The 15,496-nt window shown below is 59.0% G+C and carries 14 protein-coding genes; 11 read left to right on the forward strand and 3 right to left on the reverse strand.

The genetic code is table 11. From position 1 onward, the window contains the following. Window position 1: 1 nt before the first annotated feature. Entirely contained in the window at window positions 2-778 is a 777-nt protein-coding gene (locus tag OHL16_RS12870; protein ID WP_263367567.1) for an ABC transporter ATP-binding protein, read from the reverse strand. 35 nt (window positions 779-813) lie between these two features. Here OHL16_RS12870 and OHL16_RS12875 point away from each other — a divergent pair, with 35 nt between their 5' ends. From OHL16_RS12875 to OHL16_RS12895, 5 genes are all read left to right on the forward strand, one after another. Then, entirely contained in the window at window positions 814-1,422 is a 609-nt protein-coding gene (locus tag OHL16_RS12875; RefSeq protein WP_263367568.1) for a hypothetical protein, read from the forward strand. 464 nt (window positions 1,423-1,886) lie between these two features. Next, window positions 1,887-3,206, forward strand: a complete 1,320-nt coding sequence (locus OHL16_RS12880; protein WP_263367569.1) for a hypothetical protein — start codon at window positions 1,887-1,889, stop codon at window positions 3,204-3,206. An 83-nt stretch (window positions 3,207-3,289) separates the two neighbouring features. Beyond that, the gene (locus OHL16_RS12885; RefSeq protein ID WP_263367570.1) at window positions 3,290-3,691 is read left to right on the forward strand and encodes a hypothetical protein; all 402 of its coding nucleotides are present in this window, start codon (window positions 3,290-3,292) and stop codon (window positions 3,689-3,691) included. Window positions 3,692-3,725: 34 nt separating this feature from the next. Continuing rightward, window positions 3,726-4,367, forward strand: a complete 642-nt coding sequence (locus tag OHL16_RS12890) for a C39 family peptidase (RefSeq protein WP_263367571.1) — start codon at window positions 3,726-3,728, stop codon at window positions 4,365-4,367. An 18-nt stretch (window positions 4,368-4,385) separates the two neighbouring features. Continuing rightward, window positions 4,386-5,657, forward strand: a complete 1,272-nt coding sequence (locus tag OHL16_RS12895; protein WP_263367572.1) for a transporter — start codon at window positions 4,386-4,388, stop codon at window positions 5,655-5,657. Window positions 5,658-5,753: 96 nt separating this feature from the next. Here OHL16_RS12895 and OHL16_RS12900 read toward each other — a convergent pair whose 3' ends face one another. Further along, window positions 5,754-6,119, reverse strand: a complete 366-nt coding sequence (locus OHL16_RS12900; protein WP_263367573.1) for a hypothetical protein — start codon at window positions 6,117-6,119, stop codon at window positions 5,754-5,756. Window positions 6,120-6,243: 124 nt separating this feature from the next. Between OHL16_RS12900 and OHL16_RS12905 the strand changes: the two genes are divergently transcribed. The 6 genes from OHL16_RS12905 to OHL16_RS12930 all read left to right on the forward strand — a co-directional run bounded on the left by OHL16_RS12905 (window position 6,244) and on the right by OHL16_RS12930 (window position 14,226). After that, window positions 6,244-6,642, forward strand: a complete 399-nt coding sequence (locus OHL16_RS12905) for a holo-ACP synthase (RefSeq protein WP_317891061.1) — start codon at window positions 6,244-6,246, stop codon at window positions 6,640-6,642. 245 nt (window positions 6,643-6,887) lie between these two features. After that, the gene (locus OHL16_RS12910; protein ID WP_263367574.1) at window positions 6,888-7,973 is read left to right on the forward strand and encodes an MlaD family protein; all 1,086 of its coding nucleotides are present in this window, start codon (window positions 6,888-6,890) and stop codon (window positions 7,971-7,973) included. Between the two features lie 115 nt (window positions 7,974-8,088). Then, window positions 8,089-10,146 (forward strand): M13 family metallopeptidase, encoded by a 2,058-nt coding sequence (locus OHL16_RS12915; protein ID WP_263367575.1) that lies wholly within the window; start codon window positions 8,089-8,091, stop codon window positions 10,144-10,146. A 240-nt stretch (window positions 10,147-10,386) separates the two neighbouring features. Continuing rightward, a complete protein-coding gene (locus OHL16_RS12920) occupies window positions 10,387-11,586 on the forward strand; it encodes a lactonase family protein (RefSeq protein WP_263367576.1) in 1,200 nt (399 codons plus the stop codon). A 98-nt stretch (window positions 11,587-11,684) separates the two neighbouring features. Further along, window positions 11,685-12,887: a lactonase family protein gene (locus tag OHL16_RS12925; protein ID WP_263367577.1), complete on the forward strand. Its 1,203-nt coding sequence runs from the start codon at window positions 11,685-11,687 to the stop codon at window positions 12,885-12,887. 70 nt (window positions 12,888-12,957) lie between these two features. Continuing rightward, window positions 12,958-14,226, forward strand: a complete 1,269-nt coding sequence (locus OHL16_RS12930; RefSeq protein WP_263367578.1) for a lactonase family protein — start codon at window positions 12,958-12,960, stop codon at window positions 14,224-14,226. 191 nt (window positions 14,227-14,417) lie between these two features. On the opposite strand, the gene OHL16_RS12935 is transcribed toward OHL16_RS12930, so the two are convergent. Continuing rightward, window positions 14,418-15,335, reverse strand: coding sequence for a hypothetical protein (locus OHL16_RS12935; protein WP_263367579.1), 918 nt, complete (start codon window positions 15,333-15,335; stop codon window positions 14,418-14,420). Window positions 15,336-15,496: the final 161 nt, after the last annotated feature.

The raw sequence follows: 15,496 nt of genomic DNA on the forward strand, positions 1-15,496 counted from the left end.
ATCAGCACTCGTGGACGACGTGGCCCTGCCCTTTTTCAATATGGGTGATCTCGCCGTCGCGCATGTGGAGGATGCGGTCTGCGATCTGCGCGGCTTCGGGGTTGTGCGTGATCATCAACACGGTCTGGTTGAGCTCGCGGCTGGATCGGCGCAGCATATCGAGGACGACATCGGAGTTCTTAGTGTCGAGGTTGCCGGTGGGTTCGTCGGCGAGGACGATGGCGGGGCGGGTGATAAGCGCGCGGGCGATGGCGACGCGCTGCTGCTCGCCGCCGGAGAGCTCGTTGGGGCGGTGATGGAGGCGTCCGTCGATTCCCAGTAACTCCGTGAGGTGATCGAGGAGGTTCCTGTCGAGTGGCTGCTTCTGCGAGGCTCCGATGTTGGCGATGTCGTGGGCGATCTCGATGTTTCCGAGAGCCGATAGCGTTGGGAGCAGATTGAAGCGCTGGAAGACGAAGCCGATCTTGGCGCGGCGCATGCGAGTGCGCTCAATATCGGAGAGACGGGCAAAGTCGACGTCGTCGATGAGCAGCGAGCCGCTGGAGGCATGTGTCAGTCCGCCCAGGACGTAAAACAATGTTGATTTGCCGGAGCCGGACGGCCCGACGATGGCGACGAACTCGCCCGGATCGACAGCGAAGCTGACCTTACGAAGCGCAAGTACTTCGAGCTTGCCGGAACGGTAGGTCTTGCCAAGGTCCTTGGCGAGGATAATCGGCTGCCGGGAGACAGGGGTTGCGGCAGTTGCGGTGGGTTGGGCGGAGATATCGGTTGACATGCGTTACCTTGAAGTTTATCGCGAATGAGGCGGGAATGACCTTTCGGGAGCTTTTGCTGTTGGGATTGGTGGGCTGGACGGCCGTTGGGCATCTGGGAGTGGCGTTGTCGTTCGCTATGCAACAGAGGGAGAAGGCGCTCCGCCATCTGGGCTGGATCGGCGGGGTATGGGCGGTCTACCTGGCGGCGCTTCTGGTGACTTCGCTGCTGCAGCCGCAGAAGACAGTTGCTATCGGGCAGCGGCAGTGCTTTGACGAGATGTGTTTTACCGTGACGGGCGCGGACGAGATGCCTGGCTATCTGATTCGCGATAGTTCGCGCCTGGTGCGGGTTAAAGTGAGCGTGACTAACCGCGGGCACCATACGGAGAGCGAGTCGATCCTTGAGGCGTATCTCATTGACCGGCAGGGACGAAGGTGGAACGAGGTTCCTGGACTGACTGGAGTGAGATTGACCACACGGGTTCCTGCTGGAGGATCCGTCGTGAGCGAGCCTGTCTTCAAGGTCGCCGGCAGCGCGAGCGGGCTGGGACTGGTGTTTACGCATGGGTGGAAGCAGCCTGGTGTGCTTGTCCTTGGAGGAAGCGACAGTCTGCTTCACAAGCGCACAGTGGTGTGGCTCGGCGACAGGAGCGCTCAGAACTGATTACTCCGGCCGGTGCACTACGAGCGACTGTCTTTTTTTTCTCCTTTCCCTGCAAAAGGATGCAGCCACACTGTGGTGGCTAAGTCTAAGACAAGAGAATTCAATGACTACTGTTGGCAAAGAAATTGCACCAATCGGCTAGTGATCCTCGGCCCCCCCAATCTGCGTGCACGGACCTCGTGCAAAACGTAGAGAAGACAGCAAAGAGGGCACAGTAGGGCTCCACCAGCACAGTTCGGATAGACGAAGGTGACTGCCGGAACAGGTGGTCTTTCACGAACCACTTATTAACGCTTTATTCTCGTCGATCCGTGGTTGAAGCCCCGACCCCACAATTCGTAACGGCGCTCTAAGGGCCCGCGACCGTGCTGCGGAAAAGTGCGCCTCCAACTCGTCCTGCGCGACTCCCTTGAGCCGCGTAAACGGCCGCGTTCTGTCAAAAGCCACTTCCATGGAGAAGAGCAGTGAACAAACTAATCTGCACACTGACCACAGCCTTTGTTCTCGTTTCTGGCGTGGCGTTCAGCCAGAGCAAGCAGACAACCTCCAACGACAAGCAGGGCAAGCATACCCTGCAGGACAACCAGATGGACAAAGTTACCGCTGCGGGCGAAGAGAGCTCTGCGATTGCAGCGAATAACTCGACCGTAACGGAAACCAACACCGGAGCGGTAAGCCTCTCCGGGAGCGCGCTGATGGGAGCAAGCGGCGTCAACATCGTCAATTCGACCGACAGCCTGGTTGCAAATGGGGTGAACGTCTATAGCGGGAGCCTGACGACGCAGGCCAATAACACCAGCGCGGATGTAGACCAGGCCAACGCCATCAGTCAGACCGCTGTAAGAGAGGCTACCCTCACCGACTACTCGCGTGGAACGAACAGCCAGCTGGACGCCACCAAGTCGTCGAGTGAGACGGAGACCAGCAGTTCTTCCAAGACCCTCAACGCTACGTTCAGTCACATGGCTACCCACAGCGAAAACAATACGGACAATTTCACGACCAGCAGCAGCTCTACGAACACAGAAAGCTCGACCAAGAATGCAAGCGACGTGAAGTCAGCCTCCGAGACGGAAAGCGCAATGGCGAGCAAGGCAAGCACCGGCAACGACACTTGGTCTTCTAACTCGACAAGCGCCACTGCCTCCAGCGCCACCGGCGGCAGTTCCGGATCGTCCGGTAGTTCGTCGCACACCAACAGCGCTGCGGGCGGCGGAGCCACGTCGGCAACTGCGGGGACTCAGACCAACGCTCTGACCACTACCGGCACCGCGTCGGCAAGCAACTCCACCAGCTCCAAATCCTACACGGATGCGGACTCGTATAATGCCTCTCATCAGTCGTCTGAAACCGACAACTCGGCGTCGAACGTGAGCAGCTCGAGCACGAATTCAGAGAATTCGACGAAGAACTCTTCGACTACCCACAACGCGACTGAAACAGAGAGCTCCACCAGCAACACGTCTGCGAGTCTTGTGGCTACAGACTCGAAGACGCGCTCGGAAACCTCCAACGACAGCAGCCATGTCATTCACAACATAGAGGGCGCGGTGAGCTTCGAATCAGCCAGCGCGCAGAACATCGCGGTGGATGGATCGCACGTGACCGCGACCAATAGCTACTCCGTGACGCTGGCGGGTACAGCGGAGCAGAATGCGAACGCGCTGAACATCGTGAACGCAGCCGGCGGATTGGTTGCTGACGGCGTCAACGTTGCTCGCACGACGAACATGACTGCGACCCCAACACTCACGCAGGTCAACAGTATCAGCCAGCACCACTAGCCAGAGTGGCGCCGCGGGAGGGCAGTCACGTTGGCAGTCCTCCTGCGGTCGCAGCTTCTTCCAAAGCAATCAAGGAGAGCTTTATGAGAAGAACTCTGGTGATCGCAGCAATGGCTCTGCTCACCACAATGGGCATGGCCCAAACAAAGACAAAACCAAAGCCGCTGAGCGATGCTGCGCTTGATAGGGTCACGGCGGCGGGAGTCACTGCCGGGTTGTCGAATGGAGCGATTCAGTTCCAGGGGGAGGTTCCGACGAAGAACGGTCTGGTCACTGGCGCGGGCACGCTCGCGATTCTGAACGGACCGGTCAACGGAATCACCACGGGGACTCTCTCACTCAACGGCAACTCGCAGCAGAACCTGACGTCACTGGTCAATATCAACGCAGTGAACTCAACGATCAGCGTGCTGCTGAACCTGAATGTAAACATCAACTCGTCTGTGGGTACGTTGACCCAAACGAACCTGAGCAACAAACACTGATGTTATGAACAGGCTTAAGCTAACAACCTGTCTAATGGTTCTTGCTCTCCTGCCCCCACTCGTCCACGCACAACTGCCGGGTGACGAGGAGGTGCAGGGGAGCAAGAGCGTTCGCAGCCTGAAAGAAATTCGGGGCGAGGATGTTGTGCGGCAGAAGTGGGACATGAGCTGCGGCGCGGCCGCGCTCAGTACGCTGCTCACCTACGACTTCAAGGACAAGACTCCCGAGACGGCGATTGTGGTGTGGATTCTGCATCGGGTCAATCCGGTCCGGGTACGGGAGCGGGGAGGATTCTCGCTTCTTGATCTTAAGCACTTCGCTCAGGCGCGCGGATACCACGCGGAAGGCTTCAGCGGAATGACGATCCAGGATCTCGCCTCAGAGAAGACCTCGGTGATTACACCGATCCGGCTGAAGGGCTTCGATCACTTCGTCGTCGTTCGAGGAATTCAGGACGGCCGAGTGATTATCGCCGATCCTGGGTTTGGAAATCTCACGATGAGAGTCGACCGGTTCCAACAACTCTGGAAGAACGGCATCGTGTTCGTCGTGCATCCGCCGGACGATCGCATGATTCAGGAGAAGAAGCCAAACGAAGCATCGCGGTTGCTTCCCGACGAGACCGTCATCTCGCGGAGTATCGGAGTCTCGATTCCAAGCAACCCACTCTATTAGGAGGAAAGGCGGGCCGGGATGCTGTCGCGAACTGTATTCAAGAGCCTTCTGGCGTTGCAGTTGACGGTTGTTGCCACGGCACAGACCACGACGATAGCAGCGAATAACGCTGCGCCGCCTGGGCAGCCGCAGACAAGAGATATCGTCGACCTCAAGCTGCAGGATGCGTTGCGCGAGCGGGATGCCATCATCCGTAACCTTCTCGAGCGGGTTCAGGAGCTTGAGTGGAGGGTCAATGGAGGATTTACGACCAGGCCCGGGGAGCTGACCGCGGGCGGAGCTGCGGCTGAGAAGCTAAGTCATGCGGTCTCGTCTACGGCCTACTCGACGGTGACAAACGCCGGTTACGACATTGAAGAACGACAGGCGAGCGAGGCGCTTGATCGCGCCCTGCTCGTCCGCGGCGGACTTTTGCTGCCGCAGGGAACGCTCGAGATCGACAACACGACGTCCTACTACACCGCCTCATCGGATCATCTGACCGTCAACGGATTCGCCCTTCTACCCATTTTGGTCGTGGGCGATATCACGTCACAGCGCGTCCGCAAGGACATCCTTCTGCCTACCTTCACAGCACGCCTTGGCCTGCCGGCCAGACTCCAGGCCGAGGTGAACATTCCCTATGGCTACGAGATGAACCGTACCGTCGACGCGACTAACAAGCAGACCTCACAAAGCACCTTCGGCCTTGGCGATATTCAGTTCGCGGCCTCGCGCCAGCTCACCTTCGAGCACGGGCGCGTCCCCGATCTGTTGGCGAATCTCCGGTTCAAGACAACAACGGGCGTGGAGTCGTTCGACATTCAGAGCGCCCAGACCTCACTCGGCTCGGGCTTCTACGCGTTGCAGGGCAACCTTACCGCGGCGAAGTCGAGCGACCCGGTCGTCTTCTTCGGGAACCTTTCTTATACGGAGAACCTGCCGGGGACTCACACGATTCCTAACCCTGACGCCACAAGTTCCTCCCCAACGATCCTTGGGCACTTCCGCCCGGGCGACGCAATCGGATTCCAGCTGGGCTCTATCCTGTCGCTGAACCCGGAGACCTCGATGACGGTTGGCTGGGACCAGCGATTCACGCGATCCACAGTTCTGAATGGCACCTCTATCCCGGCTTCGTATCTGGTGGAAGGGTCGCTGCGTCTGGGAATGACCTATCTTTATGCGCCGGGAAAGTTGGTGGACCTGAGCTTTGGCGTGGGGCTCACGCCAGATACACCGAATCTTCAGTTTTCCGTCGGGCTTCCGTTCCGGCTGTCTCTCTGGAAGCCGCCGGCCCGGACGTACTGACGTTGATGACAAGTGATGCCGCTGGAAACAAGGCGGCACAAACGCAAAAGACCATAGGCGATGGAGCTCCGCTGAGCATCTCCATCGCCTGATTTTTCAGGCGAGCGTGCAGCCCGTCATCAGCAGTGACTGCAGGGTCATGTGGTCGAGAAAGCTGACCTCCAGGCGGATGGAGATCACCTGGCCAAGTTCGGCTGCGGATGCGAGATTCCTGCGGCAACTCCAGAGATCGGTGAGGGCAAGGTGCCCTGAGCGCGTCAGCTCGAGGCCCGAGGAGACGATCGCGGCGTAGACGTCGACGATGGAGCGCAGTTGGATCTCAATGCGGAACTCGATGGCCGTGGGGGACAAGGTTCTTCGGCCGAGCATCCATGCGCCACACTCGGCAAAGGCTGTGTTGAGGCGCGGCAACAGAGCGTCGCGGTCTGCGTAACTGAAGCTCTGAATGTCGAGCGATTGCATGGATTCCGTCCGGATGCCTCGTTAGCTCTCTGTTGTTTAGTCTGTTCATCGGTGGGAGAGGCTTGTCGCATGACAGCCGGCGCGGTACGGTGGTCATGTGACGGAGGAGAGTAACCGTCGGTGAATGGAGATGCGTGCAGCGATGGTGCTTGGTTTGGGGTCAGACCTGATTGAGATCAACCGGATTGCGGAGAGCATGGAGCGGTTCGGCGACCGGTTTTTGCATCGCGTCTTCACCGAAGAGGAGATCGCATACTGCCAGCGCAAGAAGAAACACGCCGCTGAGAGCTTCGCCGCGCGCTTTGCCGCCAAGGAGGCCGGAGCCAAGGCTCTGGGGACTGGAATCAGCAGGGGCATCGGCTGGCGCGAGATCGAAGTGAGGCGCGAGTCCGGCGAGCGGCCGACCCTGCACCTGAGCGGGCGCGCCGCCGCGCGCGCCGCGGCCATGGGAGTCCGTCATATTCAGCTCACGCTCACGCACGGCCGTGATGTCGCCATGGCGGTGGTCCTGGTGGAGGATTAGTTCGCCTTACCGTCTGACGTCAGGCTGGGGGCAGAAATCTGAACCCTGTGGCGATTTTTCTGCATCTATCGAAGACGAAAGCACTTTTCGGATGTGGTCTGCGGCGGCATCGTCCAAGAGATCGAAGCAGGGTGATGTATTCTCTGAATGACCGGACCCCCCTGCGTGCTGTGTCACAGGGACACCCGGCAGACGATAACGCCGTGCCGATCAAGTCCCACGGGAAATGACTTCGAAGGAGAGCTATGCCCAGCCAGCAGGAGGTCAGGTGGTCGCAGTTGAAGGTGGGTCTGATCGTACTGGCAGCGACCATCTTTCTGGTGACGCTGCTGTTTCTGATCACGAGCGCCTCCGGCATCGGCATCCTCTCCCACAAGCTGACGATCACAACCTACTTTGAGAACTCGGCCGGCCTGAAGGAAGGCGCGCCCGTGAACCTGCACGGCGTCACCATCGGCACGGTGAAGAGCGTCACCGTGGTGAGCGCCCCGGATCGCAAGCTGACACCCGTCAAGGTGGTCATGAAGATCAATGAGAAGAATGTTGCGGAGCTGAAGAAGGACTCCAAAGCTTCTTTGACTACCATCGGCGTGCTCGGCGATACCGTGGTGGACATTAGCAGCCGATTCGCCGTTGGGCCTCAGTTGCAGGATGGCGACGAGTTGGCGACGCTTGAGACCCCGAGCCTGACCGACGTCGTCAAGGCGAGCCAGGGAACGATTGAGAACCTCAACGTCATCCTCGCCAAGATGAACGTCATTGTGGACAACCTCCAGTCGGGGAAGGGCTCGATTGGCCAGCTGATCAATAGCCCCGACCTCTACAACAAGGCGAACAGCACGGTTGACGAGTTGCACAAGCTTACCGTGAACCTCAACAGCGGCAAGGGCTCCGTGGGCAAGCTGGTAAACGACGACGAACTCTATAATCGCCTCAATGGCACGGCGGCAAAGCTTGAGAGCATCACAAATGCGCTCGAGAGCGGCAAGGGCACAGCCGGCAAACTGCTCAAGGACGAGACGCTCTATAACAATCTCAACTCTTCACTGGCCCACGCGAACTCGATTCTTGCCGAGGCAGACGCGGGCAAGGGCGGGCTGGGCTTGCTGTTGAAGGACCCGAAGACGAGGGAGCAGTTGAGTAACACGATCACTCAGATGGATACGCTGGTCTCGGGCCTCAATCAAGGCCGCGGAACGCTCGGCAAACTAACGACGGACGATACAGCCTATACGAACGTGAACCGTCTGCTCACAGAGAGCACGAACCTGGTCACGGCCATCCGCCGGGATCCGAAGAAGTACCTGACGATCCACATGAAGATCTTCTAGGCCGGGGCCTTCCGGGCGTCTATCTGCAGAACCTTCTGGCATTTCCTTGAATTGCGGTGTATTGTGCGGTCACAAAGTTTTTGCAGTTTCTGTCACTCTACTTTAAGGAAACACAATGGGCTTCAAGTACGCCGCTTCCCTGCTGGCGCTATCCAGCGCTATGTGTCTGGGGCAGTCCCATACCTCCACCGAGATGGCGCCAGGACCTGCTTCCGAACCGGCGAAACCGATCAGCTTTGATCTCTCTGCCATCGACACGAAGGCCGACCCGTGCACGGATTTTTACCAGTACGCCTGCGGCAACTGGAAGAAGAACAACCCGATTCCTGCGGACCAGGTGCGATGGGGACGGTTCAATCAACTGGCGGAGCGCAATTCCTGGCTGCTCTACCAGGACCTGAAGGCTGCGGCAGACGCCCCGAAGACCCCGCTCCAGAAGAAGTACGGCGACTACTTCGCCGCATGTATGAATGTTGGGTTGGCCAACCGCTTGGGAGCCAGGCCGATCGAGCCCATGCTCAAGGCAATCGACTCGTGGGATGACAAGAAGAAGCTGGCCAGCCTGATGAAGATAACCGAGGACAAGCTCGGCTTTTTCTTCAGCTTCTCCTCGACGCAGGACCAGAAGGACTCAAGCCAACAGATCGGAGAGGTCGATCAGGCGGGGCTCGGGCTGCCCGACCGCGACTATTACCTGAACCAAGATGAGCGTTCGAAGACGCTGCGTGCCCAATATGTCGAACACATCACGAAGATGTTCGCGCTGCTGGGTGACACTCCCGAACGGGCCGCGAAAGAAGCCGCAGATGTTTTGAAGATTGAGACGGCACTGGCACAGGGTTCCATGTCACGCGTGGACCGGCGCTCCCCAGCGAATGTGTACCACATCATGACCATCGACCAACTCCAGGCCCTGACCCCCGAGTTCGACTGGAAGCTCTACCTGGCCGCCAAGAGAGAGGGCGACCTGAAGTCCCTGAATGTTGCGACTCCGGAGTTCTTCAAAACGTTCAACCAACAGCTTGATTCGGCAGATATGACCGCGCTCAAGAGCTACCTGCGCTGGCAGACGGTGCACCGCTATGCGACTTCGCTCAGCGACCCGTTTGTCGAAGAGAACTTCCGCTTCTTCGGCGCGATTCTTACGGGGCAGAAGGAGCAGACGCCGCGCTGGAGACGCTGCACAGCGCAGACCGACCGCGCGCTCGGCGAAGCTGTAGGACAGGACTGGGTAGCCAGAAACTTCCCGCCGGCCGCGAAGGAGAATATGGAGAAGCTCGTTGCCGCGCTGGAGAAGGCGCTCAACGAAGACATCAGGCAACTGGACTGGATGAGCGACACAACGAAGGCCGCAGCGGTGGACAAGCTGGCTGCGTTCCGGCAGAAGATCGGCTATCCGGAGAAGTGGCGCGACTATTCGATGCTGAAGATCGAGCGTGAAGACCCTGTGGGCAACGTGGACCGCGTCGCGGCCTTCAATGATCGGCGCAACCTTTCGAAGATTGGCCAACCGGTCGATGAGAGGGAGTGGGGCATGACGCCTCCGACGGTGAATGCCTACTACAGCCAGGGCAAGAACGACATCAATTTTCCTGCCGGCATCCTTCAGCCTCCCTTCTATGACTTCAAGATTGACCCTGCGGTGAACTTTGGCGGGATTGGGGTGGTAATCGGCCACGAGATGACCCACGGCTTCGACGATCAGGGAAGCCTGTACGATGCCAAGGGCAACGTGCGCAGCTGGTGGACTCCTGAAGACAAGAAGAAGTTCGATGAGCGCACGGACTGCGAGGTGAAGGAGTACAGCGGCTTCGAGGTTGCTCCGGGGCAGAACCTTAACGGCAGGCTGACGCTTGGCGAGAACACCGCTGACAATGGCGGCCTGCATGTCGCCTATGCTGCGTTGATGTCGGCCCTTGCCGAGCAGGGCTTTGATTCTTCGGCAAAGATCGACGGATACACACCGGCGCAGCGGTTTTTCCTCGCATTCGGCCAGGTGTGGTGTGAAAACCAGACGGAGGAGTCTGCACGGCTGCGGGCCAAGACCGATCCGCACTCGAGCGGCCAGTGGCGCACCAACGGAAGCGTGCAGAACTTTGCTGAGTTCGGTAAGGCTTTTGGCTGCAAAGTTGACCAGCCGATGACGCCTGTGAATGCCTGCCACGTCTGGTAGAGTGTCGCGGTTAGATTCCAGAGCCCGGGGGTTCCCTTCCCCGGGCTTTTGCTTTTCCGGGGCCAGCCATCATTTCCATCCCGCGAAAGTGGCACAAAGTCGCATCACCTTCTACAATTGCGCAAGGAATCTATCCCTAAAGAATTGCTCGCTGTAGAGGCGTTCCTGGTGGTTCGCCGGCGAGGATTAAGGAAGCGCATGAAGTTGAGCAGGTTCGGCCGGGTTTGGATGGCCTTGGTAGTGTCCGTTGCGATGGGTCTGGGAATGACGGCGTGCGGTGGCGGCACGATCGGCTATCTATGGGTCCTGGGAACGCAGTACAACCAGATCGTCGGATACAAGATCGACGATTTCACCGGAAACCTGACGCAGGTGCTGCACTCGCCCTTCTCCACAAACGGGACGACCCCTGTCTCGATCGTGGTGAAAGCTGGCGGCCGCTACGTGTACGTCGTCAATAAGGGAACTACGGGTTCCAACGCCACGCCGGGCAATATCTCGGTATTTAGCGTGGGCTCGGGCGGTACTCTCACCTTCCAGACGCAGTATTCAAGCCGCGGCTCAACCCCGGTCTGGGCAACCATCGACTCAAGCGGCAGCTTTCTTTATGTACTGGACACGCTCTATCCCGACACGCCGGCCTATCCGAATCCGAATGGCTACGGAGACATTACGGTCTTTGCGATCGATGCCAACACCGGTCGCCTGCAGCTTGTCCCGAACCAGCAGATCAAGGACAGCAACCAGACCCAGCTGACCTTCTTCCCTGTCGGACCTAAGCCCATTATGTCGAAGGTCACTGGCAGCGGCTGCCTGTTCACCATCAACAGCGGGGACCAGACGATCTTCCCGTATTCGATCGGTTCGAATGGACAGCTCACCGTTACCGCCAACTCAACCGTCCAGACCGGGGCCGGCAACCTGACCTCGATCAACTCCAACGGCAGCTATGTCTACCTGACTGACGCAGCGGCAACTACGGACAGTCCTGGAGGGCGCGTCCTGCCTTACACCGCAGGCTCCAACTGCTCGCTGAATACGCTGACCGGCGGCGCAATCAACAATCTGGGGCTCACCTCCAACCCGACCTACTCGATGGTGGATAGCCAGGGCAAGTACCTCTATGTGTTGAACCGGTCGTCAACCAACAGCCAGAATCCGGCCACCAGCTCGATCTCGGCCTTCACGATCGACTCGGCGACCGGCAAGCTGCAGACGCTTAACAGCACGAACAATCCTTTTTCCGTTGGGTCTGGACCGGTTTGCGTGGTGGAGGATCCGACGAATCAATACATCTATACCTCGAACAACATCAGCGGCACAGTGACCGGCAAACTGATCAACAAGCACACCGGAGAACTGGCAGACCTGCAGCGCGGATCGAACTTCCCGGCAACAGGACTGGCCACGTGCCTGGCCGTGAGCGGCAACGTCAACTAACGAACTGCCATTCGCCTGGGTACGGAGCCGGTTGAGTGCGGCTCCGTACCGGCACAGCAGGGCAGCGAAAATGATTGGCATCGGAGCAAGAAAAGAGCATGACGTTTAATTCAATGGGCCGTGGAGCAATAGCCTCGATGCTGTCTCTGGCGATGGGGCTAGGCCTGACGGCATGCAGCGGCACCTACACGGTTGGCTATGTGTACGCCACAGCGGCGAAGAATACTGCAGGTCTGGTCGACGGCTTCAAGATCGACTATCAGTCAGGCGACCTGACACCGCTTGCGGACTCGCCGGTCTCTTCAGGAGGCAAGAATCCGGTTACTCTCGTTGCCGCGCCGAATCAAAAGGCTCTCTACGTCGTGCATCGGGATGACTCGAACGTGGTGTTCTTCGCGATCGGAACCGATGGCAAGATCTACCCGCAGAATACCTACAATGTGACGGGCAGCTTCCCCACCGCGGCGGCTGTTGACCCCGCCGGTAAGTTTCTCTACGTCACGTTCACTTATCAGAACGGCCCCAACGGCCAGTTGTATACGCCTGCGAATCCCGGTCCTGGAGGCGTGGCGATTTTCCCCATCAACACGGATAACTCGCTGGGAACGCCCTCGACTTTCAACCTTGGGCGCAGTCCGGTCGGAATCACTGTCACCAAGAACAACTTTGTGTACGTGATCGCGCAGGACTCCGCGACGGCAGCGAATCTGTTTGGCTTTTCGGCCAACTCCTCGAACGGTCAGCTGACTCCGCTGCCGGGCGTGACGATCAATCCCGGCAATGTCGTCTCCACTGGATACCCCTCCGGCGTCACTCCGAGCGCGATCATCACGGACTCTTCGGGAAGCCATCTATACCTCTCGGACCAGGGCGGGAACCAGGTAATTGGATACTCGATCGCCTCAAACGGAGTCCCTAGCCAGATTGGCTCGGCTCAGACCGATGCATCACCTGCCGGGCTGACGATCGATGTTACCGGCTCGTATCTTTATGTTGTCAGCTTCACCGGCGGCTCGATCAACGGCTTCACCTTCGGATCGAACGGACAACCTGTCCCTTCGAAAGTGGCTGGCAGCGTACAGGCCGGAACTGGTCCGACTTGCGTCAGCACGATTGGAGTTCCCAACAATGCCTCGCCGACGCACGCCATCTATCTGTATACCTCGAATCAGTTGAGCAACACCGTCACTGGCACGCAGTTGAACCCAAAGGACGGCAGCCTGATTCAGATTCAGAACACGCCTTATAGCGCGAGCACGCTGCCAACGTGCCTGGTTACAGTGCGGTCTTTTCCGCACTAAGCCGGATTGAGTCAGCCAGTTTGGATACACTTTTAGCGGGCGGAAGAATCGCCCGAGGATAAGGAAACACATGAGTTGGAGAACGACAATCCGCAGGGCCGTCAGCCAGACCTCGACGCCACGCAGATCGGCCGCTCGCAGGGCGGTTGCCTCTGCGATCCTATTGCCTTTGGCCTTCAGCCTGACTTCGTGCACGCGCGACTACACGGTGGCATACCTGTATGCCACGGCTACGAGCGCTTCCGGAGCGGGCGTAGTCAACGAGTACCTCGTCGACTACCAGTCGGGCGCACTTGTAGCGGCCTCAGGGTCGCCAGTGAAGGCGGGAAATAACCCGGTTAAGTTGGTGACCTCACCCAACGGCCTGTTTGTGTACGTCGTCAATCAGGGCGACTCCACCGTGCAGGAGTTCGCGGTCAATGCGGCCAACGGAACACTCTCGTCGAAGAACACCTACAAGACCGGGAGCGCGCCGACCTCCGCAGCCATCGATGTCGCCGGCAAGTTCCTTTACGTGACCTACACCTACCAGAGCGGATACTCGGCGACTAACCCCGGCCCCGGTGGTATCAACATCTTTCCGATCAACTCCGACAACAGCCTCGGCACGGCAACCTCGGTCAACATTGGGAACAACCCGGTCGGCATCGTCACGAGCAACTTCAGCAACTACGTTTACGTAGTGGACCAGGAGCCAGCATCCGGAACCAGCGCTCAGCACGGCGTGATCCTCGGCTTCTCGCAGAACACGAGCACAGGCGCGCTGACGCCGGCCACAGGCACGACGATCACGACCGACAGCACAGGCAAGACGGTGGCCACAGGCTATGGAGCAGGTACCGTGCCGAGCGCCATCGCCATCGACCCAACGGCCCGCTTCGTCTACGTTACAGACCGCTCGACCAATCAGCTCTATGGGAGTGGAGTGCAGGCCGGCGGTCGGCTCACCCCGATGACCAACTCGCCCTTTGCCACGGGTCTGCTGCCGGTCTCCATTACGATTGACCCTCGCGGCCTATATCTGTACGTGGCCAACTTCAACTCGAACACCGTGGGAGCCTATGTCATCGACCAGGCCACCGGTGCGGCGGTCGGCTCGGTCGGTTCGGGGTCCACACAGGTGGGTACAGGCCCTTCCTGTGTGGCGATTGATCCTGCGCTGGGGGTTTACCTGTACACGGCCAACAATCTCGACAACACGATTACTGGCCAGAAGCTTGATTCGCATAACGGCGGTCTGAAGGCGATTGAAAACACTCCCTTCCCCGCCTCCGGACTTCCCACCTGCGTGGCCTCAGTCGCTAATGGCTCGCACGCAACCCAGATCGTCGTTCCGTAACTCGGATCGGCACGTCAGGTTGAATTACTTCAAAGGCCTCGCTTCGGCGGGGCCTTTCTGCGTGAGGATGGCTGGGCAGCCTTGCAGATGGCGAGGTGAGGATCTGCCGAAACGCAGCGGCCAGGAGCCAGATTAGCCAGCAAGCAGCAGGGTCTGCCAGCGCGAGGAAGAGGAGACAGGCCGCGCGCCCTTCAAGCAGCGCATGATGAAACTCCATCGACGAGAACTGGGAGAGCACACTGGCCCAGTAGCTGGGGCCAACGATGGCGATCAATCCAAATAGAACAAAGGCGATCTGCCTGATCCGTGATCATTGGAATCAGAAGACAGACGGGAAAGAAGCCCAGCAGGAAGTAAGGGGGCCAGGATTTCTTGGGGAACAGAACCAGAACGAGAGTCAAGGCCGCCATGCCGAAGACGAGAGGGCGCAGATAAAGGCGGCCCTGGGCGCGAGTCGTCGCGCGAGCCACGAGGATGAAGATCAGCAGGAGAAAGGCCGCGACAATGCCGCCCAGCAGCAATGAAGGCAATGTGATGACGAGCATCGCTTCGACGAGGTAAGGCAGATTGTTGGCCGATTTGAACCCGCCCTCAACCCGAAGAACACTCAGGATGGGAAGATGCTTTGCGACAAAAGCTCCATAGATGAGGACAACAGGTAGGGCAAGCCCCGCGGCCCAACGCCAGCGGCGCGGGACAGAGAAGAAGAACAATGGCGCGTAGAGCAGAGGGAGGAACTTGATGACGGAGGCTCCCAGACCAACGCATCCCCCCGACGGCAGAGGCCGGCCTCGAAGAAACAGCAGGGTAGAGAGAAGAAAGAGCATAGCGATGACGACGTTATCCTGACCGTCGATGGCGACAAACTGAAGGCTGATGGCGCTGGAGAGATAGAGCAAGGCGCTGCTGCGGAGTTGCTGGTCGGATACCACTCTGCGGCCGAGTTCGAGCCACAGCGGGAACATCACGCACTCGCATACGACCGAAAACAGGATGATGACCAGAGGCGAGGGCCAGAGACGCGCGAGGGCCGCATCCAGATAAGCGTGCAGCGGAGCGTAGCTGCTGCTGAAGTCGCGGTATGGGAGCAGCCCGTGGAGCACCTGCATGGCTTCAGGCCAGTAGAAGCCGGGATGTCCCCGCGAGGCTGGAGGCGGAGGACGAAAAGACTCCGAGGTAGGCGGCAAAGCGGCTGACGACAAAGGCTGCAGAGATGAGGCGGTCGAATTGTTAGGAAGGAAGAGCCCTGAGCCGTTTGCTCGAGACGGCG

Source organism: Edaphobacter bradus, from assembly GCF_025685645.1.
GTDB lineage: Bacteria > Acidobacteriota > Terriglobia > Terriglobales > Acidobacteriaceae > Edaphobacter > Edaphobacter bradus.